Below are 24,294 nucleotides of genomic sequence, written 5' to 3'. Positions count from 1 at the left end.
GTAGCTCCGGCATCAGCTCTTCTGTGCCTTATATTTAGATGGAGACATGCCGAATTTCTTTTTAAAGGCATAGCTGAAATAATTAGGATCAGAGTAGCCTACGGCTTCCGCAATGACATAGGTTTTCTGTTCCTCATCAAGGAGCATCCTGAGTGCCTGCTCCATCCTGTAATCTGTCAGAAAATTAATAAAGGTCTTACCTGTTTCTCTCTTAAAAATTGTAGAAAAATAGGCGGAGCTGACTCCAAGATATCCGCAGATCTGCTCCACGGAGAGGTTCTGATCTCCATAATGCTCATGCACGTAGTCCTCCGCTCTCATGACGATCGAGCGTGTAGAGCTGATGCGGTTTTCATTCATAGCTTCCCGGATCTTAAGAGCGGTAGCTTCGAGCCAATGCGCAAGCTCCGTAAGATCCATACGTGTCACCTTGTGATATAAATCACTTTCTCTGCCAAAAATCAGGTCTGCATCGAGCTGACTTGCCTTTAATAATTTATGCAGTTCTGAAACCAGATCCATGACAAAAAAATGATAATCCTGAATGCTCGGATTTTTAGGTGCACAGGCAGCGATAAAGGCAGAAACAGCTGCTTTGACTTCCTCTGCTCCATCCACCTTGATACTTTTTACAATACTTAAAAAATACTGGTCCCAGTCTCTGCTGACATCCTCACCGGTATGATCCTCCGGAGCGATTTCTGTAATATTGATTGCCTTGCCCCGTCCATAAATAACACGGTAGGAAATTGCCTCTCTGGCGCCTCCGTAGGATAAGGGAAGCTTGCGGATCTCCGAAACAACCTTGCCGATTCCGACACTGATGGTTGCTCCCGCCACATGCTTTGCAAGCCCTGACAATACCTCACAATCATCCGTAAGCTCCGTGATCTCTGCCTCAGTACGAAGTTGTGCAATCATAATGACATTGCCGAGATACGAAAAAAATCTTGCATTCCATTTCCTCGCAAGCTGCTCCTCCGCAAGCTTCCTTACAGACATCGTAATGAGCAGCGGATTGATCCCTGCCGGTGATAAGGACTGACTGTTATGGATCACTACAACACTGTAAAAAGGACCGTCGAGGCTTACCTGATAGTCCATCATTTCCCGTTGCAGCGTTTGCTCCGAGACTCTGCCCTCGATCAGAGAGGTATAGAAGTTTTCCTGCAGGATCGGGAGACTATCCATATAATAATGCTTCAGCTTGTTAATGTTCTGTTTCTCGCTGAATTCCTGATCCAGTGCCTGATGAATCCTTTTAAAGAGGTCCGAAAGCTCTCCGGCATCAATGGGCTTAAGGATATACTCCTCTGCCTCAATCCGGATTGCCTCCTTGGCATATTCAAACTCATCAAATCCGGAAAAAATAATGATCTTAACCGATGGATACTGCTTTTTCAGCCTGCGGCTTAATTCCAGTCCATCCATATATGGCATTTTAATGTCCGTCATGACAACATCCGGCTGGTGTTCCTCTGCCTGCTCCAATGCCTCCAGTCCATTATGCGCATATCCCTGGACAGTAAAACCGAGAGCATCCCAGTTGATTTTATTGATGATGGTCTTTGCAACATCCTCCTCATCATCCACAAGCATGACAGAATATTGATTGATTGCTTCCTGTGTCATATTCTCCGGTCCTCAGCTCTTATAATGGTGGTTTTCATTACCGTATTTTTTTTCAATTCTGTTGAAGCGGTAAAACGTCACACCAATTGCAAGTAAAATAAATAAAAGAGACATAAGCCCGTCATAGAGACTGATCACAGCCATCCCGATCATGCATAAGCCAAAGACCAGGATAAGGATCCCCATTTCTCTGGCATAGGCATCCCGGAACTCTTCCTTTACCGGTCCCCACTCCTTGGGACGAATGGAATCAATATCCTTAAATACAAGAAGCCGCACTGCTTCATAAACAATTAAAACGCAAAGTAAAATCTGTATTGCATGCTGCTCAAGAAATGCTGTCATAGTTCTGATCCTCTTTTTGGAAAATATGATGGAAGCCTCTGATTTTATTTAAAAAATAAAGACTGTGACATATGCCACAGTCTTTATTATAGCTTGTCTATTACTTTGGGGCAATTACCAAAGCGGGTTCATCCAGCCTCTGATTACTTCTTCTGAACGTACTTACGGATATCCAGTGAAATTGCAACAAAGATTACAATACCGATGGCGATATACTGTGCGTTGGCATCCACTCCAAGGAACTGGAGAGCTACCTTTAAGAGCTCCAGTACGGCAACACCGATAATTGCGGATGAAACCTTACCACGTCCGCCGGTAACCGATACACCACCGAGTGCACAAGCTGCGATACCTTCCATCTCGTAGGAAAGTCCGGTGTTAATGGATGCACCGCCGGCCTTGGCGCCAAGCATAAAGCCTGCCATTGCAAAAAATGCGGATGCCTTGGCATAGATAATAAGAAGTGTCATTTTTACCGGTACACCGGCAACCTCTGCTGCCTGTACATTTCCGCCGATAGCATACATGTACTTTCCATGACGGGTCATGTTATAGATAAACCAGGTTATCGCAGACATACCAACCGCCATCCAGATCAGCCAGCTGAGGCCAAGGAAACGTCCTGTGGAAAAGATGGTATATCCAGTTACATAACCGCCAAGAGGTGTTGCACCGGTATAGATCAGTCCGATACCATAGATAATTTCCATCATTGCAAGTGTGGAAATGAATGGAGGAACACTGAGATATGCGATAAACCAGCCTGTGATTGCACCGAAGCATGCACAAATCAGCATAACCAAAATCAATACAAGGAACGGATTCAGCGGCGTAATACTTGCCATAAAGCCATCCTTAAAGAACCGTCCGCTGTAATCCTGCTTCTGCAGCAGCGTTCCTGCGAGACATGCACCAAAGCCTACCATACGTCCACCGGACAGATCACATCCGCCGGTGATTACGCAGCCCGAAATACCAAGTGCGATAACCAGACGATATGACATGTTGGCGAGGAGGTTTAAGAAGTTGTTTGGAGTCAAGAAGTTCTTGGTGGTCAGTCCTGTATAGATTACGAGGATGATCATTACAATGATGACACCGTTATTGATAAGAAAGTCGGTGACTTTTTGTTTCTGAGTCTTTTGCATTTTATTTCCCCTTTAACATTTATAGATACCTGCCGATCAGAACTGCGTTGCGAAAGTCATGACCTTCTCCTGTGTCATATCTTCCTTGTCCGTAATTTCACCGGTGATCTTACCATTGCACATTACATATACCCGATCCGCCATACCGAGAAGCTCCGGCATCTCAGATGAGATCATGATAATTGCCTTACCCTGGCGGGCAAGCGTTTCCATAATTTCATAGATCTCATGCTTTGCGCCGATATCAATGCCTCGTGTCGGCTCATCCATGATGAGAATCTCCGGATCATTGGCGAGCCATCTAGCTACGATAACCTTCTGCTGATTACCGCCAGAGAGGTTCTCGATATGCTGCTGCATACTCGGGGTCTTGATCGAGAGCTGCTTAATACTGTCATCCACAATATGATTGATATCCCTGTGATTCAGTACAAAGCCTGCCTCCAGGTGCTTATTATAAATGGAAATACCTACATTATCCTTTATGGACAGGCATCCAAAAATACCATTGCCACGCCGATCCTCTGTGATCATACCGATCCCGGCATCCATTGCATCCTTTGGACGCTTGATTTTTACTTCCTTGCCATCCACCTTAACCGTACCTTCCGCAAGATGTCGTATGCCAAAGATACCTTCCATAAGCTCTGTTCTCTGTGCGCCGACCAGTCCGCCGAAGCCGAGAATCTCACCTTTCCTTACATTAAAGGTGCAGTCCTTAAAGGATTTCGGAAGGATGGAGGTTACATGCTCTGCCTCTAGAACCACATCCCCGATTTCATGGTCATGATCCGGATAAATCTGCGTAAGCTCACGGCCTACCATCTTGGTGATGATGTCCTCTGTGGACATCTCCGCTGCTTTCCATGTACCGATATAGGTACCATCTCTCATGATGGTAATATCATCGGAAATCCGCTTGATTTCATCCATCTTATGGGAAATATAGATCATGGAAACCCCACGATCCCTGAGATCATTCATTACCTTAAAAAGGAAATCAACCTCTTTATCGGAAAGCGATGAAGTCGGCTCATCAAAGATGATGACCTTTGCTTCATGAGAAACTGCCTTGGCAATTTCCACCATCTGCATCTGTCCGATGGAAAGAGAGCTGAGAAGTGCCTTAGGATTATAATCCAGTCCCAGTTCCTTAAGCCATTTCTCGGTTTCCTCAAACATTGTCTTGTGGTCAATTACCTGCAGCGGTCCGTATTTATGTACCGGAAACCGTCCAAGATACATGTTCTCGGCAATATTTCTTGCCAAAACCGGCTGAAGCTCCTGGTGCACCATGGCAACACCCTTTTTCATGGCATCGTCAGGATTTGAGATCGTCACCTTTTCACCATCCAGATAAATTTCCCCTTCATCCATATGGTAAATACCAAACAAGCACTTCATCAAAGTGGACTTGCCGGCACCATTTTCTCCCATAAGTGCATGAACGGTACCTGGACGAACCGCGAGATTGACATGATCCAGCGCTTTAACACCGGGGAATGACTTAGACACGTTTTTCAGTTCCAGTTTATATTCCGCCATTTTGTCCTCCCAAGCGAATTTCTGTTTAAAAAGGAGCGTGGGTGCAGAACCTTGCACCCGCACTCCTATTTTTTTACTTTGTAATTATCGTCACCATGCTTAGCCAAGGGAAGCAAGAATATCATCAACGTTGTCCTTGGTAACCTTTACATAGTCGCATCCGATGTAATGAGGATTGCCAGCGCCCTTGATATAGTTCACTGCTGCATCAGCTGCGGAATGAGACTGTGAAATATGATCGTTAAATACAGTACCTGTCTGTGAACCATCCTTAACATTTTCACAAGCCTCCTGCAGAGCATCAACGCCTACAAGATATACGTCCTTGCCGATCGTCTCGCCTGCTGCCTCAATTGCCTGCTTTGCACCGAGAGCCATGGCATCATTGTTACAGAATACAACCTCGATGTCCTTGCCATGCTGTGCAAGAGAGTTAGCAACAAGAGACTGTGCCTGTGCCTGATCCCAGTTACCAACCTGATCATCAAGCTCCTCAACCTTGATACCTGCATCGGTCAGAGCCTTAACAGAATACTCTGTTCTGTACTGTGCATCAATGTTCTCAGGATCGCCCTCGATCATAATGTAGGAAACCTTGCCATCACCGTTGATGTCGCCCTTATCTGGGAGCTCGGCAATGATCTCGCCCTGGAATGTACCGGACTGACGTGCATCACATCCAACATAGGTTACATCCCAGTTATTGTCTTCCCATCTCTTCTCCTCATCCTTATCCGGCTCTCTGTTGATGTAAACCAGCGGGATGCCTGCCTGCTGAACCATATCTGTGATGGTTGCTGCGGAAGAAGAGTTAACCGGGTTGATGATCAGAACATCTACTCCGGAAGTGATAAAGTTCTGGATCTGGTTGGTCTGTGTTGCCTGGTCATTGGCACCATCTACGATTTCAATGTTCTCCGGCTTAAATCCAAGAGACTCAAGGTAAGACTGCAGCTCGCCTCTGAACAGTGTCATGAAGTTATCAGAGAACTGATAAATACATACACCAACCTTCTTATCGGAAAGGTCTACGTCCTGCGCTGCTGCGGCATTGGCTGCTGTAGTTGCTGCGGCTGCTGCAGTGGTTTCCTCCTTGGCAGCTTCTGTTGTAGCTGCTGCAGCTGTTGTCTCCTGAGCTGCTGCGGTGCTTGCTGCCGGTGCAGAAGAGGATGAACCACATCCTGCGAGCATGGATACTGCCATTGCTGAAACTGTCAATACGCTAAGTGCTTTTTTCATAAAACCTGTTTCCTCCTATGGTTTTCTCTGTGGGATCCTGTCCCGGATCCTTTTGCTAATCAAACTATAGCAATCCTTAAATTATTAAAACATAGATTATTCTTCTCAATACCTTGAAAATCCTTTGATCCTTTGTTTGATCTGCTCATTTTTGCATAGATTACTCCCGCAATTTAGGTCTATTTTTCATATCCTTCGTGTTTTTTGCCTGTTCAGTATAAACTTGTACGATAAAAAAACAGACAAAAACCGGATTTCTCCAGTTCTGTCTGTTTATATTTTCTCTCTTTTTTCAGTGTTTTTTATATTTTACATTTTACACTTTCTCTATTTTTGCGGCATTTTCAGTTTGTACTGTTCTATGTTTTACGCTTCCGGCAGATTTTCTTTATTTTCCACGATATAAATCGGCCGGTCCTTCATTTCCTCAAACAATACCGCAATGTACTCTCCGATGATCCCGACCACAAGAAATAATACCGCAAACATAAAGCAAAGCAATACAACAATGGTAGCATAGCCGGAGGGTGCCCCGCTTCTTGTAAGCAAAGTGTAACAGAGGATAATGAGTCCAAGCAGTGCAGAAAAAACTCCCGCAATGATCCCGAGCTTCAACGGCATATTGGAGAAACACATGATCGTGTTCATGGAAAACACAAAAAGCTTCCGAAGCGAATAGTGACTGCTTCCGGCAACTCTCGGCGCTGCCTCATAGGAAATAGTGGTTTTACGGAAGCCGACATTCTGTACATACCCCCGGAGAAACCGTACCTTCTCCCTGTAATTTTTCTTAAGCACAGTCTGAACATTTCGGGAAATTGCAAAAAAGTCAGAAGCGTTTGGCTCAAAATGGACATCCGACAGCTTATTAATCAGCCAGTAAAAGCCACCGGAGGTAATATTTTTAATAAGACCTGCGGTCTGATTCCGTGTACGCACCATGGAAATCACTTCATAACCCGCATCCATTTTTTCTGTAATTTCTTTCAAATACTGCGGTGGATGCTGGAGATCCGCATCCATAAATACAAGTCCATCACCCGATGCGTAATCCAGTCCTGCCGTCATGGCTGCTTCATGTCCGAAGTTCCGGGAAAATGTGATGGTGCGTACATGCCGAGGATCCTCTGCGGCAAGCTCCGTAAGGATTTCCCCGGTATGATCACGGCTTCCATCATTCACAAAAAGAATCTCATACTCCCAGCCTGATCCGAAAAGCTCCCCGAGATATCCGCTCGTTACGGCATAGAACTCCCGGATGCCTGCCTCTTCATTATAGGCTGATACAATCACACTTAACAGCTTAGCCAAATTTATTTCCTTCTTTCCCCAGCATGATCCGTACCAACCGGCAAAGTCAGTCCAGTACCTCTATTTCCCGTCCGGAATGAGACGGAACACGTTTCTCCTCCGGCGGCAGCTGCCAGTAATTATGGTAGAGCATGGTGAGCACTTTATCCGTATCCTGCGGTCCGTAAAAAGTCTTTCCCTCAAATGAAATGTCTCTGACCGGTTCCTCCCAGGAGTTCTCTACCGTGCAGTACTGAAAATCCGGCTGATAATTGGAAAAATAAGATCTTTTGGTCATGTGTCCGGTCTTTCGTACACGATCTGTATATTTCCGTGCCCAACGATCCTGCAGACGGAAAATGGACGGCATGGAAAGGCATCTGCCGGCAGTTGCAAGCAGCATAACCTCCAGTTTCTGAAGCCCATGATACTGACGGAAGTTCACCGCTCTCCGGTGTCCCATTCCAAGACCAAATACAATCTGCTGCCGGAGCTTGCAGATCCTCTCTCCGATCGGGGAGTCCGGCAGGCGGTCAATGATAAAAAGATCTACCCACAGATGGTTCAGCTTTCCTTCATAAAAGTTCTGGTCCGCATCATCCGCAGCATGTCTCCTGGAATTTTTATAAATGACTCTGGGTACAAAGTCAAAAAACGCTCTGCCATGCTGATAGTCCGTCGGATGGATTAACTCCATCTTGTCCGGAAGCTCCTGATCTGCAATCGCGGCAAATTTTTCAAACTCCTCCCTGCGGAACACCAGATCCACATCATCATCCCAGGGAATAAAGCCACCATGCCGCACCGCACCGAGCAAAGTTCCCGCATCGAGCCGGTACGTAATCTGATGTGCCCTGCAGATCCGGTCAATGGCTTCCAGAATCTCCAGATTGGCGCGGTGTACCTTGGAAAGATCAAACTCAAAGCTTCTGTCCTCTGCCATCACTGCTTCAGTCCTTCCACAATGGTCTCTGCCATATACTTTAATTTCTCATCTGTCATGCCGGGATATAAGCCTACCCAGAAGCTGTCAGCCATGATACGGTCCGTATTTGTAAGCTCACCGACAACGCGGTAGCCGCTGCCGCTTTGTCTCAGCTCATCAAAGCAAGGGTGCTTGATCAGATTTCCGGCAAAAAGCATTCGCGTCTGCACCCCATGAGCCTCTATAAAGCGCACCAGCTTCTCACGATCTACACCTTCCCGGCATGTCATCAGAAATCCGAACCAGCTGGGATCCGCATGATCGGCAGCCACCGGCAGAATCAGCTTGTCCTCTGCTCCTGCCTGTACGAGCTGCTCCTTAAGATAAGCAAAATTATGCTTGCGGCGCTCTACAAAGCCCGGAAATTTCTCAAGCTGTGCGCAGCCTACCGCAGCCTGCATATCGGTCGCCTTAAGATTATAGCCAAAGTGCGAATACACATACTTATGATCATAGCCCTTTGGCAGCTCGCCGTACTGTCCGTCAAAACGGTGTCCGCAGGTATTGTCCTTGCCCGGCGCGCACCAGCAGTCTCTGCCCCAGTCGCGGATCGAACGCATGATCCGGTGAAGCAACGGGTTATTGGTATAGGTCGCACCTCCCTCACCCATTGTCATATGATGAGGCGGGTAAAAAGAGCTCGTGCCGATATCTCCGATCGAGCCTGTAAACCTGGTTTCTCCATCTATGGTATACGTGGAGCCAAGCGCATCGCAGTTATCCTCCACAAGCCAGAGCTCATGCTCCTTACAGAAGCTCTTTACAGCCCCCAGATCAAAGGGATTTCCCAGTGTATGTGCGATCATAACCGCCTTGGTTTTATTGCTTAAGGCTGCTTCAAGCTTCGTCACGTCTATGTTATAGCCCGGAATCGTTACATCCACAAAGACCGGGACAGCTCCATACTGCAGGATTGGTGTAACGGTTGTAGGAAATCCTGCGGCGACCGTAATAACTTCATCTCCACGCCTGATACGGCGTTCTCCGAGGAGCGGTGAGGTCAGCGTGGAAAATGCAAGGAGATTTGCACTGGAACCGGAATTTACAAGGCTTACGTATCGTACGCCCAGATATTTTCCAAAATTTTTCTCAAACTGCTCCGTGTATCTGCCTGCGGTAAGCCAGAACTCAAGCGCGGAATCTACAAGATTTACCATTTCTTTATCATCGTAGACCCTGGATGCATACGGAATCCGGTCTCCCGGGTGATACTCCTTATGCTGCTCCGGCATCTTATACTTTTTGGCATAGTCGGCTACAAGATCAAGAATTTCCTGACGTGCCTCCTGCTCGGTTTTATCCGCCATAAATTGCCTCCTGATAGATTGTTTTGATTCCGCATTTTTAATGTTTCCTGTCTCAGAAAGATGCGGTTTTAAATATTATATCTGTGTTTATTATTTACCCTTTTTAGCTTCGTCTTTTTGAGCTTTTTAGCTTTTATCGCCTTAATCTTAGTATTCCTTTACCCAAGAAAGTCCCGGATCTGCGTTTCTGTATACGCTCTCATATCAGAGCCCTGCTGCCATGCCCGGTACCAGCGGACGGTCTCCCGCACCGCTTCCTCCACATGCCAGACGGGCTGCCAGTCAAAGGTATGCTTCAGCTTCCCGCAGTCAAGCCTCAGGAAATTGGCTTCATGAGGTGCATTGGCTTCTGCGGCACTTTGCCAGGAGGCTCCCTCGCCCCAGTATTTCACAAAAAGCTCCGCAAGCTCACCTGTCGTAATGGCATCGCACGCATCCGGTCCCACATTGTAGGCTCCGGAACGCTCCCTTACCTTAGTCTGCTCCATGGCAATCATGAGATACACGGTAAGAGGCTCGAGTACATGCTGATAGGGTCTTGTAGAGTACGGATTCCGCACATGGATCGGCTTCCCAGCCATAGTGTCTCTCACACAATCCGGGATAATCCTGTCATTGGCAAAGTCTCCGCCACCGATCACATTGCCTGCTCTCGCAGTGGAAATCACCGGAAGATGCATGCCATCCCCACCGGTTTCCGAAGCAGCTGTAAAAAAGGACTTCGTATAGGCGTGCGTCACGAGCTCCGAGCAGGACTTGGAATTGCTGTACGGGTCATACCCATCCAGCTTTTCCTCCTCACGGAATGCGTGCTCCGGTATATCATTATTTTCATAAACCTTATCGGTAGTAACATTGACAACGCTCTCCACCATAAAGTCCCCGGAGGCACAGCTTCTGCGGATACACTCCAGGAGATTTACCGTCCCCATCACGTTGGTTTCATAGGTTTCCCTCGGATACTTATAAGAGTCTCTTACAATCGGCTGCGCCGCAAGATGAAATACGACATCCGGTCCTGACGCCATAAAGGCGCTCTGCAAATGCGGGAAATCTCTGACATCTCCGATTTCATGATGAATCTCATCCTTAAGTCTCAGAATGGTAAAAAGCTCCGGGTTTGTCGGAGGCTCCAGCGCGTATCCGTAGACATCGGCTCCAAGCATCTTAAGCATGAGTGTGAGCCAGCTGCCCTTAAAGCCGGTATGCCCGGTCACAAAAACCCTTTTCCCACTGTAAAAATCTTTGAGCTCTGTAAAATCCATATCGTTATCCTACTCCCATCTCTTCCATGGTGCTCTGCCGCTCTGCCAGAGCTCCTCCAGGAGTTTTTTCTCCCGCTGGGTATCCATACACTGCCAGAAGCCCGGATGATAAAAGCCCATCAGCTCCCCATCCTCTGCCAGCTTATGCATCGGTTCCTGCTCCAGGACACAGTCGTCCCCATACAGGTAATCAAAGACACCGGGATTTAACACCATAAAGCCACCGTTGATAATGGCGCCATCCTCATCTGCTTTTTCGCGGAATGCCTTGATCCTGCCATCCTCCCCCATATCCAGGACGCCCTTCTGCTGCGCAAGATTCACGGTAGTGATCGTCGCGATTTTACCATGAGACTCGTGGAAGCGGAGCAGACCGTCAAGATCCACATCCGATAAGCCGTCTCCATAGGTCAGCATAAAGGGCTCATCTCCGATAAATTTCTGCACTCTTTTGACCCGACCGCCTGTCATCGTATTAAGACCGGTATCGACGATAGTAACCTTCCAGTCCTCGGAAAAGTGATTGTGCACCTCCATCTGGTTATTGGATAAATCAAAGGTAATGTCCGCGTTATGCAGGAAATAATTGGCAAAAAACTCCTTGATTACATACTGCTTGTAGCCTGCAAGAATGATAAACTCATTAAATCCATAGGATGCATAATACTTCATAATGTGCCAGAGGATCGGCATCTCTCCGATCTCAATCATAGGCTTTGGCTTAAGATGGCTTTCCTCGGAGATTCTGGTTCCGAAGCCACCGGCAAGTATACAAACCTTCATGCTGCCTCCTGTATTTCTACTTCACTATATTTCTTATAAACATTCAGATGATACTCTCTCAGAATATCAAGGGCGTGACGAATCCGATCTCCCCCATGATGGTACTCAAACACGGTCTCCAGTTCCTCATCGCTGTACTCCTCCGGATCCAGCGCAGCTGATTCCATCCGTTCAAAGCTTGCGAGACGATATGGCATTTTCTGGATTTCACGAGAGGTAGTATAACAGTTTCCGAGAGCAAAGGTCAATGGAAGCAAAAGAGTAATAAGGATAAAAGCAGATTTCCGTAAGCCTTTCTGCGCGCGCCTCTCCTCACGGATGTAGAGCCCCAGCACCAGCAGGATCCCGAGGATTCCGCTCTGATACTGCAGTGCGTATCTGCTCTGCCATGCATACGTCTCATTTAAAAAGATATACCGTGACAAAAAAACAATCGCATGACTGCCAAGCCCGTAAAGCATTAAGAGTGCCGGAAACAGCGTCCGTTTCCAATAGCCCCGATATACATAAAGGGCCCATGCAGCCGCATAACAAAAAAGCACAAAGGCTCCAAGCAGATAAATGCCCCAGTATCCAAGCACTGCTCCCTTAAGGAGCTCCTCCAGCACCTCGCCTCCGAGCAGCATGGATGCAAATCCATTTAAGAAAAAGTGAAGCGCAAATCCAGGATACTGCGTGAGCACCTCCCTGAGACTTACATCTCTTGCTCCAGAGTACTCATAGACCGCGTAATGATTGGAAAGAAAATATAAACCCAGCACCAGTACCGAGGAGACGATCCAGAATACGGTATTTTTATGCTCCCGGAGTCCGGTCCAGAGTCCGCACAGGATCATGGTGACGAGATAAACCGCAATATACGGTCCTGCCGTGAGCAGCGTAAGCCACGGCAGCAGCACCATCAAGAGCCGGTCATGCCGCTTTTCCGTGCCGGTATAGATCCGGTCTGCGATCAGGAAACTCCAGTAAAAACAGGCAAATGCAAGAAAATGTGCATACCCGCTGCCGTTTAAAAGCATTTCCCACTTATTCAGGCTAAAAAGCACAAGCAGCACAGGCAGCAATATGACCGCCGGTGTGCGCTCTCTCCCGGCATACATAAGGATCACGACTGAAGACAAAAACAGTCCGAGAATCCCGAGCACTCTGTCAAAATGCACGGAATATGAAAACAGACGGACATTCACCCAGCGGACAAGATAGGTCAGCGGGATCCTTGTGAGGATATCGGGCGTAAAGAAGCTCTCCGGCTTCAACGGATCCGGCAAATACGAGTTCACAAGGCGAATGTAATCAGCAAAGACAACATCCCGTGACGCATGTGTGACATAGACCAAGAGAAGTGCGGAAAATAGCAGTGCCAGCACCAGTCCTGTACGCACTGTATACATTGCTCCGGTCGTGCCGTTCCTTTGACCTTTGCTCTTTCTGCTTTTATTTCCTGTTTCTAAAGCTCTCCGCTGTGATATCATCATATCCCCTCTTTTCCGGCGCCTCTTTCAGTACAATAGAGTTCCGAAGACTTGCCTCCTCCGGAAGCTCGTCTATGCTTTCAATAAAATGAATCTCCGTGCCCTGTCCGGTTTTTTCCGGATCATAGACCTTAAAAAAGGTGCGGGCATAGAAATCCGTCATCTCATAGGTATTGCCCAGGATATAGACCTGTTTTCCAAGTACACCCTGAATGCCATATTTCATGACGGTCTGCTCCGCGAGAGAGTTCATACGGTCCTGATTTTCCCAGAAATAAATCTGATTATAGTAGGTGCGGTAATATCTCTCTACCGGAGTCATCAGGACACAGTAAACAAGAAACAGAAGCGGCAGCACCCGGTCAGAGACTCTCCGTTTTCCAAACTTCAAGCTTTCCCCTACGTAACGCTCCGGCTGCTCTCTCCCGCTGATTACGCCGATCATCCATCCTAGGTAGAGCAGCGCTCCGGTATAACTCACATAGACCCAGCGCATTTCCACCCGGATTGTAACAGAGGAACATCCGATGCAAAGCGCAATGAATCCAAGAAACAGGGCATGATTTCCAAACCATGCTGTCGTCCGGAAATATCCCCGCCGGATCGATATAAAAAGGAACCATACGACAAGAAGCAAAAGCGGAATCCAGCTTCCATAAACAAAATACTTCATCTCGGGAATCACATCCGTCCAGGTAATCCCGCTAAGATATGCAGGACCAATATTTATGCCAAAAATATACTTTACCTGATCCAGGGCATAGCTCAATGCCGTGGCAAGCTGAAACGTATCGGTAACCTCCGTTCCACCGGTTCCCGCCGGTACCGCGGTACCAATGGCAAATCGCCGGATGCCGAGGATCAGCACTAAAAGAAGGATGGGGAACAGCCAGTCAAAGCTCCTGATCCGTACAATCCCCGCAAGACTTCCCCTGCGCCGTGACTTTCCCCTGCCGCTCGTGACATGGATACGAAATCTCACAAAAAGAAGCGCAATATAAAAGAGCGGCATCAGCGACAGGTAACGTTCATGCGAGAACACCAGAAGGAAATACACAATACCCGCTATATAGAAATAGATCTTGGAGCCGAGATTCAGAAAATCATACAGAAGCCAGAGGATCACCACCGCCATAAAGAGTGACATCGTCTCCAGCAGTCCCAATGCCTGCGCAATCTGGTAATACGCAAAATGCGAAATCAGATACATGTATCCTGCCAGCATGGAAAAGATACTGTTATGACTTAATCTACGCGCAAAAAGATAAATGGTAAAAGCGACTCCAATATTCAGTATAATATTAATCGGTACAAAGAGCCTGACGTTATTCCGTACGATCATCATCTCAAGATACGTAAGCGTCCAGTAGACCGGACGAAATCTGGTAGAGGTTCCGATCGGGAATGCAAACTCCCGGAAAGACTGCTCTCCGTAGCAGGACCACATATAGAGGTCATCCATATACAGTCCCTCGATCTTTATGTACCGGTTTACGTAAAATCCAACCAGGCTGAATAGGATCAGCGCAAGTATCGCCGCAAAAATCCTTGTTTTTCCTGTTTCTCTCATGAGTCTCCCTCGTTACCTTACCTTGCAAAATATGCCGCAGTCCGGAATATGCCCAGAAGCTCTGCCGTACGCGCCGGATCTGCCGGCGGCGGTGTCGTTTCCTCCCAGATATAGCGAAGCCGCGCCTTATCCACCGAGAGCAGAAGATAACAATCCTCCTCCGGTCCGATGCCGTGAAGCTCCGGCTCCTGACTGGCACGCTCTGTCATAATGTCGGAAATCATACCCTCACGGATCAGTGTCTCCACCATTTCCCGCGCCCGGGTTTCCTCCGGCTGTTCCAGAAAGCCCCGCTCAACGTACAGATAATCCGTATCCGCCCAGGTTAAAAACCATTCAAAAAACATCGGCTTGTCATAGAGCCCCGGACTGCCTCCGGAGCCTTCCACATCCGCAATGCTCTCAACATTACACGGGATTTCATAGCAATCCGGCGTCTCTGCAAAGGCGATCACCCGGTTTGCAGGGTCCGCCGCCATATGAGACCATACGCCGTAGGATCCGCGGAGCCTCTGCGCTTCTGCAATTTCCGCAAGATTATCATAATACCCCTTGTTTACAAAATCGATGGGTGTAAAGCCTACCGCTCCAGCCCAGCTTGTAATGATGGTTGTTGCGAATGCAGCTGCCCAGAGTATCCCCGCTCCTAATATTTTAACTCTACCCGGATGTAGATCAGGCCCTTCCTCCAGTAGCGAAAAGGCGGTGATTACAAGCATCACATCCCAGAAGATATAATAATTGCCATCCACCTGCCAGAGAAAATAAAACGTGAGAAGGGAAAGTCCCGTAAGCACCATAAGGAGCATCGCAGACATCCGCTGCTCCCGACTGCCCCCGAAAAGTAGCTTCCATTTCCGGAGCACGGCATATAAAAGTACAGGAACCATGACTCCGCCCCACGCGATCATGACATGCGCCATGTCATCTCCGACCGGACAAAATAAAAACAAAAAAAGCCGCCGCGCTAAGGAAAGCATTGCCTGCCCGAAGCTGACCGAAGCTCCGTAATCCACATGTGCGTCAAAATTAAAGGGCCACTTTACCCGGAAACCAAGTGTCTGAAATAAAGCAGTAAAGGTCGTTGAATAAGGCACTCCCGTAATCACCAGCGTCCGAAGTGTAATGATGCCGGTAAAAAGGATGGAAAATATCAGTGCAGGCAGTGCGGAAAGCCATACTCCGGAGGTAAAAATGCATGATTCCTGCATCCGTATACCAGGCAGCTGCGGTTCCCGCGGTGACACATTCCGTCCTGCTTTACGGTGTGCATCCCAAAGTGACATTCCCATAAGGGTCATCCATGCGGCTGTAGTAAACACCACTGCCGTAGGCTTCATCGACAGACTCAGGATGGCGGCTGCGGCAGCCTTGCCCGGCTCTCTTGTAAGGAAAAACCAGAACATGATAAGCTGAAGAAGCAGCGTGATAAGATCCGTCTTGGCGGTAATGGACATATTGGTGAGACTTGTCATCATGGACAGGACCAGCACGGCTGCAACACCATTGCGCACCCGTCCCGTCATCCGGTAGAGGATCAAAAACACAAGCGCCATCACGGAGAGCAACGTCCAGAACTGAAACATCAGAAGCAGCGCAAAGCTATGAAAGCTGCTGAGTGGTGCCGTCAAAACCTCCAGTCCTTTAGGATAGGTATAGACCGCATTGATCTGACCCAATGCGTCAAAGAAGCTTCCGTTAAAAAGCACATAATCCGAACGAAGTCCATATCGGAGGGAATCATAATCCACAGCGATGTTCATACGGTTCAGCTGGAGCAAAAGAAACGGAAGTGCAAGAAGCAGGGGACGGTATTCCCCGGGATCTCCCGGCAGCTGTGGCTTCCGGAGATCTCTCCTGCTTCGGATTACACCAAAGATAAAGAGAAATACTATAGCAACAAACAGGAACCAAAGTCCTGAAAAAACGACCGGAAGCAGCATGCGGTGGAGATAAATCTCTGTGACAATTACAATTGCTGTCGCAAGTATTTGACGTTTCCCTGTATTAAAAAGCGGAAGCCTTCCGATCCCCAGGAGGAGCAATGAAACAAACAGCATTTCCGTAAGTGCAGCCCGGTTTACAGGCTCCAGCTGCCTTTCCAGGTTTCCGGAAGCTGCATAGAAAATCAAAAAGCAAAGCACAGTGATCCCTGTGATGATCGGAAATCCGGTACATTTACGATTGGCAGGTTTTAGGTTCCGTGTCATATGCTGCATATGCCTTCCTGTAAAAATGCATGAGGATCCTGCTTAAGCACCTCCCATGCAGTTTCTCAAACATCTCCGTTTCTTCCTTCTCCCTGTTATGGTTCTCGATCTGCGCTGCCGTTTCCGCTCCGCTATGCACCCGGTAAGCCATTAAGGGCTTCTCAATGCAGATAAAACGTCCCGGAAGTCTGGCAAGACGGATCAGTGTATCCCAGTCAATGACAAATTTATAGTCATTTTGGAACAAGGGAAATCCGCAAAGCCGGGTCTGATAGGTGCAGGTCGGACAGCCGATACCGTTGCCATAGCGGAGCGCGCTAAGCTTTACAAAGCTTCTGTCCGCATGTGCATGGTCCCGGAGCAGGATCCTTAGATATCGTTTAACCTGCTCTGACTTTCCTTCTATGGTATTTCCCGCAGCATCTATGGTGTCATATCGGCAGCAGAAAACCGACATATCCGGATATTGTGAAAAGGCATAGAGCAGTGCCTTGGTATAATCCGGAAAATAGAGATCATCCTGATGTGCAATCGTTACAAGCGGTGCAAACCTTGCTCCCTGCTCATAGGCAAAGTTCCAGTCCTCCTTCAGTCCGTGCGCTCCATGCCTTACATAGACAGGAATCCGGTATTTCGCGGATAACGATGTAATATAGGCATTCGGCGTAGACGTGCACAGGATAATCCGGCTCGGAACGCTCTGCTTAGTAAGACTATGGAGAAGCTTATCAAGATACGGCGACTCCCCATAGGCTGCCACGGCAAAGACATGCTTATAGTGCTTCTGTCCCGGTTTCACCTTATGCTCTGCTGCCTTATAATCCATTTTGCTGCCTCCTTAAGCGTATCCGCATAATAATCATAGCTTCCTGCCGCAGCTGCTCTCTGCTCTTTTTTCCCATATCCGGTGCCCACCAGGATGCTGCGCACTCCGAAACGACGTCCGGCAAGGATATCTCCCAGCTTATCCCCGATCATAAAGCAGTTTGTAAAATCCGGTCCCTCGGGGCTTCTGTTCCACTCGGAAAGTGCCTTCTGCTCTGCTTCGGAAAGTATGCATCGGCTCTGATAAAGCGTGTCTCCGGATGGGATCCTGCAGGACATAAGATCGGCCTCCGCCTGCAGTAAAAGTCCGGTTTCCGGCTTCCGGCAGTGACAGTGCAGCTTATATTTCCCGATTCCATGCTCCGGATGATGCGGGCAGTAATATACGGCATTCAGTCCGGCGCCCGCGCGTTTCAGCTCCGTGTCCAGCACAAGATTCAGCCTTATGCAGTCCTCCTCCGTATAATATCCCCGGGCAATCCCTGCCTGATTAGTAATCAGGATGAGCAGGTACCCTGCCTTCTTCAGCTCCCGGAGCGCTTCCGGCACTCCCGGCAGGATCACGAGATCCTCCGGCTTATAGAGGTAATTCACCTCCTCATTGATCGTTCCGTCCCGGTCAAGAAACACGATCTTGGGCTGCCATCCGGATTTCGGATTCGGATCCAGTGGATGCACCTTGGTCATGAAATGTCCTCTCCTACTCTGCCGGCTGCCACATCTTCCCGGAATCTGCGATAGCTCTCCGGAACACCGATATCGATGAAATATGCATCGGATAACTCGGTCGCAATCCGGACACCCTGTGAGAGCCACTGCGGGATCCAGTCATGTTCAAGGCTTGCCTTCCCCTCCGGCATGCTTTCAAGCAGCTCTCTCCGGATAAGGTAAATGCCGCCGTTGATCTCTCCCGGACGGGCAGCATCGCTTTTTTCATTCCAGGAACAAAGCAGCTGCCTCTCTGATTTCACTTCACCGTAGCGGGAGATATCCGGTACCTCCCGTGTAAACAGCGCCATGGAAGCATGCGCATGATCCATACAGCGCTCAAGTCTTGTGAAGTCGATTTTATAATAGGTATCCGCATTTAATACATATGCCCGGTCACCTCTCAGCTTCGGAAGCGCATGCCGGATCGCCCCTCCGGTTCCAAGCGGTTCCTCCTCATATGAGTACGCTGCCCGGAAACCAAAACGGCTGCCGTCACCAAAATAGTCCTCAACCATTTGACCTTTATAGCCGACGGCAAACACAATATCTCTGATCCCCTGCTGCACCAGCTGATCCGTCACATATTCCATAAATGCCTTGCCGCCGATATCCGCAAGCGGCTTGGGGCGGTCCGATACCACAGAACGGAGTCTCGTCCCGAGACCTCCGCAGAGAAGTACTGCTTCCATACACTCTCCCTTATTCTATTACTTATGATTAAGATCGGTCTCAAAGTCCTCCCGGATACGGCTCCAGGCGCCTTCCACAGAAAAATGATCCGATACAAACTGCTGTGCTCTCTGAGAAAGTCTGCCAAGCTCCGGTACATCGTGATACAGGGAAATCACTTCCTCTGCAAAGGCATGCTCGTCATCCCGGATCATAAGCGCCTGTTCCACGCCCGGGATTCCCTCTGCTCCGCAGCTGGTAGTCACAATGGCTGCACCCTCATGCAGCGCCTCCACGACCTTGCCCTTGACACCGGCACCATAGCGGAGTGGCACAACGACAATCCTGCTTTCCTGATAGAGCTCCTCCAGCCGCTCATCGGAGACAAAGCCCAGCACCTCGATTCCTTCCCGCTCATTCAACTTAAGGACTTCATCATCCGGATGTGAGCCTGCCACCCGGAACTTTACTCCGGGAATCGCTTCCTGAATCTCCGGCAGGATATGATCCGCAAACCAGAGGAGACCATCCTTGTTTGGCGGATGCGCAAAGCCTCCGACAAACAGAAGTCCCTCTCGTTTTGCATAATCACCGGAAACCCTGGCGGGATCCTTAAACACATACGCGGTAATCGCCTTTGCCGGGATGGACGGATCAATCTCATGGATCGCATCCACCTCCACCTGAGACGGATAGTAGCTGATATCCGCTTTTTTCATTACCGAGAGCTCCAGACTCCGCCAGTATTCACTGTCCTCGAGGATTGCCTCATCATGCGTGATTTCATACTCCCGTCTCTCTCGCAGGAAGTGCAGGTCATGTCCGTAAAAGATGCATTTCCAGCCGGTATGCTCCCGGATATAATCGATATATTTGGTTGCAATATGCGGACGCTCCAAAAAGGCAATGTTGATCATATCCTTATTGGTATCGATCCAGTTCCAGATATTTGCCTGCATGGTTTTACCATACAGCACCTCGATCCCCATCTGCTCAAGCACAGAGGTATATGGTTCCTCATGCAGGAAATTGTCTCCCAGGAACTTCACCTTATAACCCATATGCACAAACATCTGAAGGTACTGATAGGTTGTCTTGGATCCGGCGTCCTTATCCCAGGTCGGCACATAATGGTCCACAACCAGGATATACCGGCTGTTCTGTCCTCTCTCTCTTGCCTTAAACGGATTTGGACTTCCGGTGTTTACCGACTGCTCCGCCAGCTCCTTTTTCCACTTCTCCCGGAACTTCTCCTGATTCACAAGCTGATAGCGCTTAAGACCGGTTCCCTGGACATCCGTGCCATTGGAAATGCCTTCATAGTGAATGACTACCGACTTCGGCTGATACACTACCCGTTTTCCATGTCTCCGCACTTCAAACGCAAGATCGGAATCCTCACAGTATGCCGGAGCAAAAAGCTCATCAAAACCTCCGATTTCCCTCCATAGCTCTGCACGGATCATGATGGCAGCACCGGATATATAATCCACATCCTTGACATAGTTATACTCCGGCTCCTCCGGATCCTGGAGACGTCCATAGTTCCAGCCGGAAGCATCGGACCAGATGATTCCGCCCGCTTCCTGGAGTCGGCCGTCCGGATACACCAGCTTGGAGCCAACCATACCGATGCTTTGATCGCTCTCAATGAGGTCCACAAGACTGGAAAGCCAGCCCTCCTTCACCTCAGTATCATTATTTAAAAAGAAGATATATCTGCCTCTTGCCCTGGCTGCCGCCTGATTACAGTTCCGGAGGAAGCCCATGTTTTCCGTATTCCGGGCAATCACAAGATTTTCCGAGAACTCGGCAAGGTCCTTCGTCGCATCCTGCGAAACATCGTCGGCAATAATGACTTCATACGGGGTTTTCTTAAAATCCGTATGCCGTAAAATCGAGAGCAGACACTGATACGTATAATTGATCTGGTTATAGCAGGGAATTACAATGCTGACAAGCGGCGCATCCGTCCTCTCAAAGCAGAGCTTTCCACCCTCCAGATACTGTGCACCGATGCGGAAATCTCCCTTTATGAGATTTCTACCGCGATCCGAAAAGTACATCGGAATTGTATGGATCGGATGACGAATTGTCTTACCGGCATAGTCCATAATCTTCCGTTTCCTGGAGCCATAAGGGAAATGCTTGTCATACACCGCTTCCAGCGCTTCTCTCTTTTTTGATGACCAGCTCTGATGCTTCTTATAATACTCCCGCTCCTGCATGAGCGTATTGATATCCCGCTCATGGATGGCAATCACCTTCTCGAGATTGCCGACGTGCACGTTGGTAAGGCGGCTTACCTCCCGTTCCTTCCGAAGCGCAATATCCCGCTCCTTAACCTGCCGCGCAAGCTCCTGTATGGTAGCCTCCTGCTCTGTAATCTCATCCTTCTGCCGTAGGAAATTTTTAAGCGTCACTCTTCCAGACTGATATGCCCAGAGATTGGACTCCTCCCCATCTCCATGCACCCGCTTCTGAAACGCAGCCTCTGCCTTGTCATACCTTTCCAGATCCTCTGCTGTAAATCCAAACAGCCTTAAGAAGGATGCAAGCTCTGTGTAAGCCATTGCATCCTTATACTCCAGGTACCAATATTTCAGCATACGGAATTCAAGAAATTTAACTTCTGTATCTTCCGGCAGTACCCATTCACAATCAATGAGCGTAGGGACAGCTCCATCCATCAGGACATTCTGAAACAATCCGTCGAGATTGGCAGGATTCTGTACGCCGCTGTCTTTCCCAATGATTTGACGCATCACTGCCCGGATTTCCTCCACAGGTGCGGTACCATCCTTGATCTTGTCCCCAAGCTCCTCGGCGACACTCTTACCCGACACAAAGGGATAGATCACATAGGAGGTTTCCCCCTCCTTTTCTGCCTTCCGCTCCACCTCGGCTTTAAGCACCTGAAGCCCGGGGTTTCCAGTCCGGACAAGCTCTGCATTATGAATCAGCGACTCGACATGTGTATTGGCTTCCGGTGTGATGCTCTCCTTACGGACATGCCTCCTGCCCTCCGCATCCCGGTAAATCACGGTTTTAATCGCATATTCTGCCCTACGGCTGGAATTATATTTAATATACAGAGGAATATCTTCTTTTTTACCGTTTCCGATTCCGATAAAGGCATCCTTTGTAAAGACATAGAGCCATGCAGGCGCAAACTTTCCAAATTCACCACCGTGCACAAGCGCTGTCGTCTTATCGTCCTCCTCCCCCGGAGCCGGAAGCCGCTCCTCGGAGTACATGACGAGCGGCATCTCCAGCTCCGGCATTGGAAAATACATAAGCTCTCTGGAGGACGGAAAGCTTTCCTTAAGCGAAGTGCGGATCCCCCGCAGCACCTCCTCTGTCATGTAATAAATCTCGTTCTCGTACTGTCCACTTGCCAGACGATCAATATCGCAGGCATTTTCCATCCCGACCACAAGCTTACCTGACGGTGCCAGCCATGTTTCCGTAAGGCTCTTAAACATCTCCCGAGGATCCCTCCGGAATCCGGCAAGGATTCTACGTGTGAGCATTGGAACCAGAATCCAGTCATAGACCAATCCCGACTCTGTTCTGTCCGAGACCTTACATCCCCGACGCTTAAGAAGCTCATAAAACGGCTTCACCTCGTCCTTATCTCCTAGCAGCAGCACATGCGCCCCGCCTATGTCCGAAGCTTCATCCTCTAAAAAGAGCCAGTCCATCAGATTTCTTCTGTGATGCTCAAAACTCATGCTTCATGCCTTTCCAGAGTCACCTCGGACTCCATGTCATAAACTCCGACCGTATTTTTATTGGAGAGTACGGTAATGCTTGCCACATCATATTTCCGATCATATACCGTATGTGTCCCCTGCTCAAATCCCGTGCAGGACATCGACAGGAGATATTCACCTCCCTGCAGCGTCATCTTCTGACGGAAAACGCAGACATACTCATCTCCCTTTTTGACCGGCGGGATTTCTTTGCCCTCAAACATCGTATTGGTGCCCGTAAGATCATTTCCACGCTTGTCTTTGATCGTGAATGTAAAAATCGGCGACTCGACCCGGTCATTAAAACGGATTCTCTCCTTGATGGAAAACATTTCACCCTTTAAAACCACGTTTGTCAGTTTTCCATGTGCATCAAAAATACCAAAATCATAGAGAGAAGCCTTGCCATTGCCATAGTGCTGCACGTTAGGATTTAACGTAAGGCGGTCCATCATGAGACCCTCGCTCACATGCTCAAGCTCTGCCGCATGATCCAGCTTTTCCACAAGCGAGCCTTGATCGGAAGCATCCGTTTCCATAGCGTCATTTGTATTTGCATCTGGCTTTGTCCGGGAGGCACCTAACGCTGCCGCGCCGATGGACTCCACACCAAAATCCGCCTTATCAACAAAATCCTCGTTTCCGATATACTGACCTGCCAGAATCTTTTTATAGAGATCCACCATCTCCCCCGGCTTACCCTCGGCAATCTTTTCACCTTTATTGAGCAGCACAACCCGGTCACAGTATTTCATAACTGAGCCGAGATCATGCGTCACCATCAAAATGGTCGTTCCCTTCCGCTTAAGATCGTCCATGCGGTGATAACATTTTGCCTGGAAAAAGACATCTCCGACAGACAGAGCTTCATCCACGATCAGAACGTCAGGATCCATGGTGACATAAAGCGCAAATGCAAGCCGCACAAACATACCACTGGAGTAGGACTTCACCGGCTGATACACAAAATCACCGATATCCGCAAATTCCAGGATCGCCGGAAGCTTCTCCTTCATCTCTTCACGACTGAAGCCCATCATCGTCCCGTTCATGTAGATGTTTTCAATACCAGTATAATCCTGGTTAAAGCCCGCACCAAGCTCCAGCAGCGCCGCTGCCGTGCCCTTGACCGACACGGTACCTTCAGTCGGAGTCAGGACTCCCGTGATAATTTTAAGCATGGTGGACTTACCGGAGCCATTGGTTCCGATAATGCCGACAGCCTCTCCCTTTTTTACATCAAAGGAAATATGATTTAATGCATAGAAGTCCCGATGATAATTTTTATGTGTAAGACTGACCGATTCCTTGAGACGGTCAATCGGCTTGTCATACAACCGGTACACCTTGGTGACATCCTTCACCTCGATCATCGTTTCCTGTTCATCTGTTTTTCCCATATCGTTCAGGGGATCTCCCTTTTCTTTTAAAATAGAAATACGCACGAATGCGCTAAAACAAAAAATCCCAAATGCGCATTACGCATTTGGGAACATTGTATCATATTTATGATTTATTGCAAATTACAGGGATTAAGATCTGT

The 24,294-nt window shown here is 48.5% G+C and carries 18 protein-coding genes; all 18 read right to left on the bottom strand.

Translation table 11 applies throughout. The features are described from left to right. Nucleotides 1-12 precede the first annotated feature (12 nt). On the bottom strand, nt 13-1,632 hold the full coding sequence (locus tag ACTNEN_RS03400) for a response regulator (protein WP_441204671.1): 1,620 nt from the start codon (nt 1,630-1,632) through the stop codon (nt 13-15). Between the two features lie 12 nt (nt 1,633-1,644). Further along, on the bottom strand, nt 1,645-1,977 hold the full coding sequence (locus tag ACTNEN_RS03395; protein ID WP_441204670.1) for a hypothetical protein: 333 nt from the start codon (nt 1,975-1,977) through the stop codon (nt 1,645-1,647). 143 nt (nt 1,978-2,120) lie between these two features. Then, entirely contained in the window at nt 2,121-3,125 is a 1,005-nt protein-coding gene (locus ACTNEN_RS03390; protein ID WP_441204669.1) for an ABC transporter permease subunit, read from the bottom strand. Nucleotides 3,126-3,161: 36 nt separating this feature from the next. Next, nucleotides 3,162-4,670, bottom strand: a complete 1,509-nt coding sequence (locus ACTNEN_RS03385) for a sugar ABC transporter ATP-binding protein (RefSeq protein ID WP_441204668.1) — start codon at nt 4,668-4,670, stop codon at nt 3,162-3,164. A gap of 99 nt (nt 4,671-4,769) precedes the next feature. Continuing rightward, nucleotides 4,770-5,909 (bottom strand): galactose ABC transporter substrate-binding protein, encoded by a 1,140-nt coding sequence (locus ACTNEN_RS03380; RefSeq protein WP_441204667.1) that lies wholly within the window; start codon nt 5,907-5,909, stop codon nt 4,770-4,772. Between the two features lie 366 nt (nt 5,910-6,275). After that, nucleotides 6,276-7,220 carry a glycosyltransferase family 2 protein gene (locus tag ACTNEN_RS03375; RefSeq protein WP_441204666.1) on the bottom strand — a complete coding sequence of 315 codons (945 nt, stop codon included), beginning with the start codon at nt 7,218-7,220 and terminating at the stop codon, nt 6,276-6,278. 46 nt (nt 7,221-7,266) lie between these two features. After that, a complete protein-coding gene (locus ACTNEN_RS03370) occupies nt 7,267-8,142 on the bottom strand; it encodes a LicD family protein (protein ID WP_441204665.1) in 876 nt (291 codons plus the stop codon). Next, a complete protein-coding gene (rfbH, locus tag ACTNEN_RS03365) occupies nt 8,142-9,491 on the bottom strand; it encodes a lipopolysaccharide biosynthesis protein RfbH (RefSeq protein ID WP_441204664.1) in 1,350 nt (449 codons plus the stop codon). The genes ACTNEN_RS03370 and rfbH overlap by 1 nt, the downstream gene beginning before the upstream one ends. Nucleotides 9,492-9,649: 158 nt before the next feature. Further along, nucleotides 9,650-10,756 (bottom strand): CDP-glucose 4,6-dehydratase, encoded by a 1,107-nt coding sequence (gene rfbG, locus ACTNEN_RS03360; protein WP_441204663.1) that lies wholly within the window; start codon nt 10,754-10,756, stop codon nt 9,650-9,652. A gap of 9 nt (nt 10,757-10,765) precedes the next feature. Further along, on the bottom strand, nt 10,766-11,539 hold the full coding sequence (gene rfbF / locus ACTNEN_RS03355) for a glucose-1-phosphate cytidylyltransferase (protein WP_441204662.1): 774 nt from the start codon (nt 11,537-11,539) through the stop codon (nt 10,766-10,768). Further along, complete coding sequence (locus tag ACTNEN_RS03350) at nt 11,536-13,014, bottom strand: hypothetical protein (protein WP_441204661.1); 1,479 nt, start codon at nt 13,012-13,014, stop codon at nt 11,536-11,538. The genes rfbF and ACTNEN_RS03350 overlap by 4 nt, the downstream gene beginning before the upstream one ends. Beyond that, entirely contained in the window at nt 12,974-14,581 is a 1,608-nt protein-coding gene (locus ACTNEN_RS03345) for a hypothetical protein (RefSeq protein WP_441204660.1), read from the bottom strand. Before ACTNEN_RS03345 ends, ACTNEN_RS03350 begins: the two co-directional genes overlap by 41 nt. 17 nt (nt 14,582-14,598) lie before the next feature. Further along, the gene (locus tag ACTNEN_RS03340; protein WP_441204659.1) at nt 14,599-16,800 is read right to left on the bottom strand and encodes a hypothetical protein; all 2,202 of its coding nucleotides are present in this window, start codon (nt 16,798-16,800) and stop codon (nt 14,599-14,601) included. Beyond that, nucleotides 16,760-17,617 (bottom strand): glycosyltransferase family 2 protein, encoded by an 858-nt coding sequence (locus ACTNEN_RS03335; RefSeq protein WP_441204658.1) that lies wholly within the window; start codon nt 17,615-17,617, stop codon nt 16,760-16,762. Before ACTNEN_RS03335 ends, ACTNEN_RS03340 begins: the two co-directional genes overlap by 41 nt. Then, nucleotides 17,587-18,303: a D-glycero-alpha-D-manno-heptose-1,7-bisphosphate 7-phosphatase gene (locus ACTNEN_RS03330; protein WP_441204657.1), complete on the bottom strand. Its 717-nt coding sequence runs from the start codon at nt 18,301-18,303 to the stop codon at nt 17,587-17,589. Before ACTNEN_RS03330 ends, ACTNEN_RS03335 begins: the two co-directional genes overlap by 31 nt. Further along, nucleotides 18,300-19,016: a nucleotidyltransferase family protein gene (locus ACTNEN_RS03325; protein WP_441204656.1), complete on the bottom strand. Its 717-nt coding sequence runs from the start codon at nt 19,014-19,016 to the stop codon at nt 18,300-18,302. The genes ACTNEN_RS03330 and ACTNEN_RS03325 overlap by 4 nt, the downstream gene beginning before the upstream one ends. Nucleotides 19,017-19,034: 18 nt before the next feature. After that, the gene (locus ACTNEN_RS03320) at nt 19,035-22,730 is read right to left on the bottom strand and encodes a glycosyltransferase (RefSeq protein WP_441204655.1); all 3,696 of its coding nucleotides are present in this window, start codon (nt 22,728-22,730) and stop codon (nt 19,035-19,037) included. Then, a complete protein-coding gene (locus tag ACTNEN_RS03315; protein ID WP_441204654.1) occupies nt 22,727-24,151 on the bottom strand; it encodes an ABC transporter ATP-binding protein in 1,425 nt (474 codons plus the stop codon). The genes ACTNEN_RS03320 and ACTNEN_RS03315 overlap by 4 nt, the downstream gene beginning before the upstream one ends. Nucleotides 24,152-24,294 lie beyond the last annotated feature (143 nt).

Source organism: Oribacterium sp. HCP28S3_H8, from assembly GCF_052064775.1.
Classification (GTDB): domain Bacteria; phylum Bacillota; class Clostridia; order Lachnospirales; family Lachnospiraceae; genus Oribacterium.
This window is presented reverse-complemented; position numbering and strand designations above follow the sequence as displayed.

What these genes read in the sequence shown, in the direction of transcription:
- ACTNEN_RS03400 (WP_441204671.1), bottom strand. Translation starts at nt 1,632, where the DNA reads ATGACACAGGAAGCAATCAATCAATATTCTGTCATGCTTGTGGATGAT.
- ACTNEN_RS03395 (WP_441204670.1), bottom strand. Translation starts at nt 1,977, where the DNA reads ATGACAGCATTTCTTGAGCAGCATGCAATACAGATTTTACTTTGCGTT.
- ACTNEN_RS03390 (WP_441204669.1), bottom strand. Translation starts at nt 3,125, where the DNA reads ATGCAAAAGACTCAGAAACAAAAAGTCACCGACTTTCTTATCAATAAC.
- ACTNEN_RS03385 (WP_441204668.1), bottom strand. Translation starts at nt 4,670, where the DNA reads ATGGCGGAATATAAACTGGAACTGAAAAACGTGTCTAAGTCATTCCCC.
- ACTNEN_RS03380 (WP_441204667.1), bottom strand. Translation starts at nt 5,909, where the DNA reads ATGAAAAAAGCACTTAGCGTATTGACAGTTTCAGCAATGGCAGTATCC.
- ACTNEN_RS03370 (WP_441204665.1), bottom strand. Translation starts at nt 8,142, where the DNA reads ATGGCAGAGGACAGAAGCTTTGAGTTTGATCTTTCCAAGGTACACCGC.
- rfbH (WP_441204664.1), bottom strand. Translation starts at nt 9,491, where the DNA reads ATGGCGGATAAAACCGAGCAGGAGGCACGTCAGGAAATTCTTGATCTT.
- rfbG (WP_441204663.1), bottom strand. Translation starts at nt 10,756, where the DNA reads ATGGATTTTACAGAGCTCAAAGATTTTTACAGTGGGAAAAGGGTTTTT.
- rfbF (WP_441204662.1), bottom strand. Translation starts at nt 11,539, where the DNA reads ATGAAGGTTTGTATACTTGCCGGTGGCTTCGGAACCAGAATCTCCGAG.
- ACTNEN_RS03350 (WP_441204661.1), bottom strand. Translation starts at nt 13,014, where the DNA reads ATGATGATATCACAGCGGAGAGCTTTAGAAACAGGAAATAAAAGCAGA.
- ACTNEN_RS03345 (WP_441204660.1), bottom strand. Translation starts at nt 14,581, where the DNA reads ATGAGAGAAACAGGAAAAACAAGGATTTTTGCGGCGATACTTGCGCTG.
- ACTNEN_RS03340 (WP_441204659.1), bottom strand. Translation starts at nt 16,800, where the DNA reads ATGCAGCATATGACACGGAACCTAAAACCTGCCAATCGTAAATGTACC.
- ACTNEN_RS03335 (WP_441204658.1), bottom strand. Translation starts at nt 17,617, where the DNA reads ATGGATTATAAGGCAGCAGAGCATAAGGTGAAACCGGGACAGAAGCAC.
- ACTNEN_RS03330 (WP_441204657.1), bottom strand. Translation starts at nt 18,303, where the DNA reads ATGACCAAGGTGCATCCACTGGATCCGAATCCGAAATCCGGATGGCAG.
- ACTNEN_RS03325 (WP_441204656.1), bottom strand. Translation starts at nt 19,016, where the DNA reads ATGGAAGCAGTACTTCTCTGCGGAGGTCTCGGGACGAGACTCCGTTCT.
- ACTNEN_RS03320 (WP_441204655.1), bottom strand. Translation starts at nt 22,730, where the DNA reads ATGAGTTTTGAGCATCACAGAAGAAATCTGATGGACTGGCTCTTTTTA.
- ACTNEN_RS03315 (WP_441204654.1), bottom strand. Translation starts at nt 24,151, where the DNA reads ATGGGAAAAACAGATGAACAGGAAACGATGATCGAGGTGAAGGATGTC.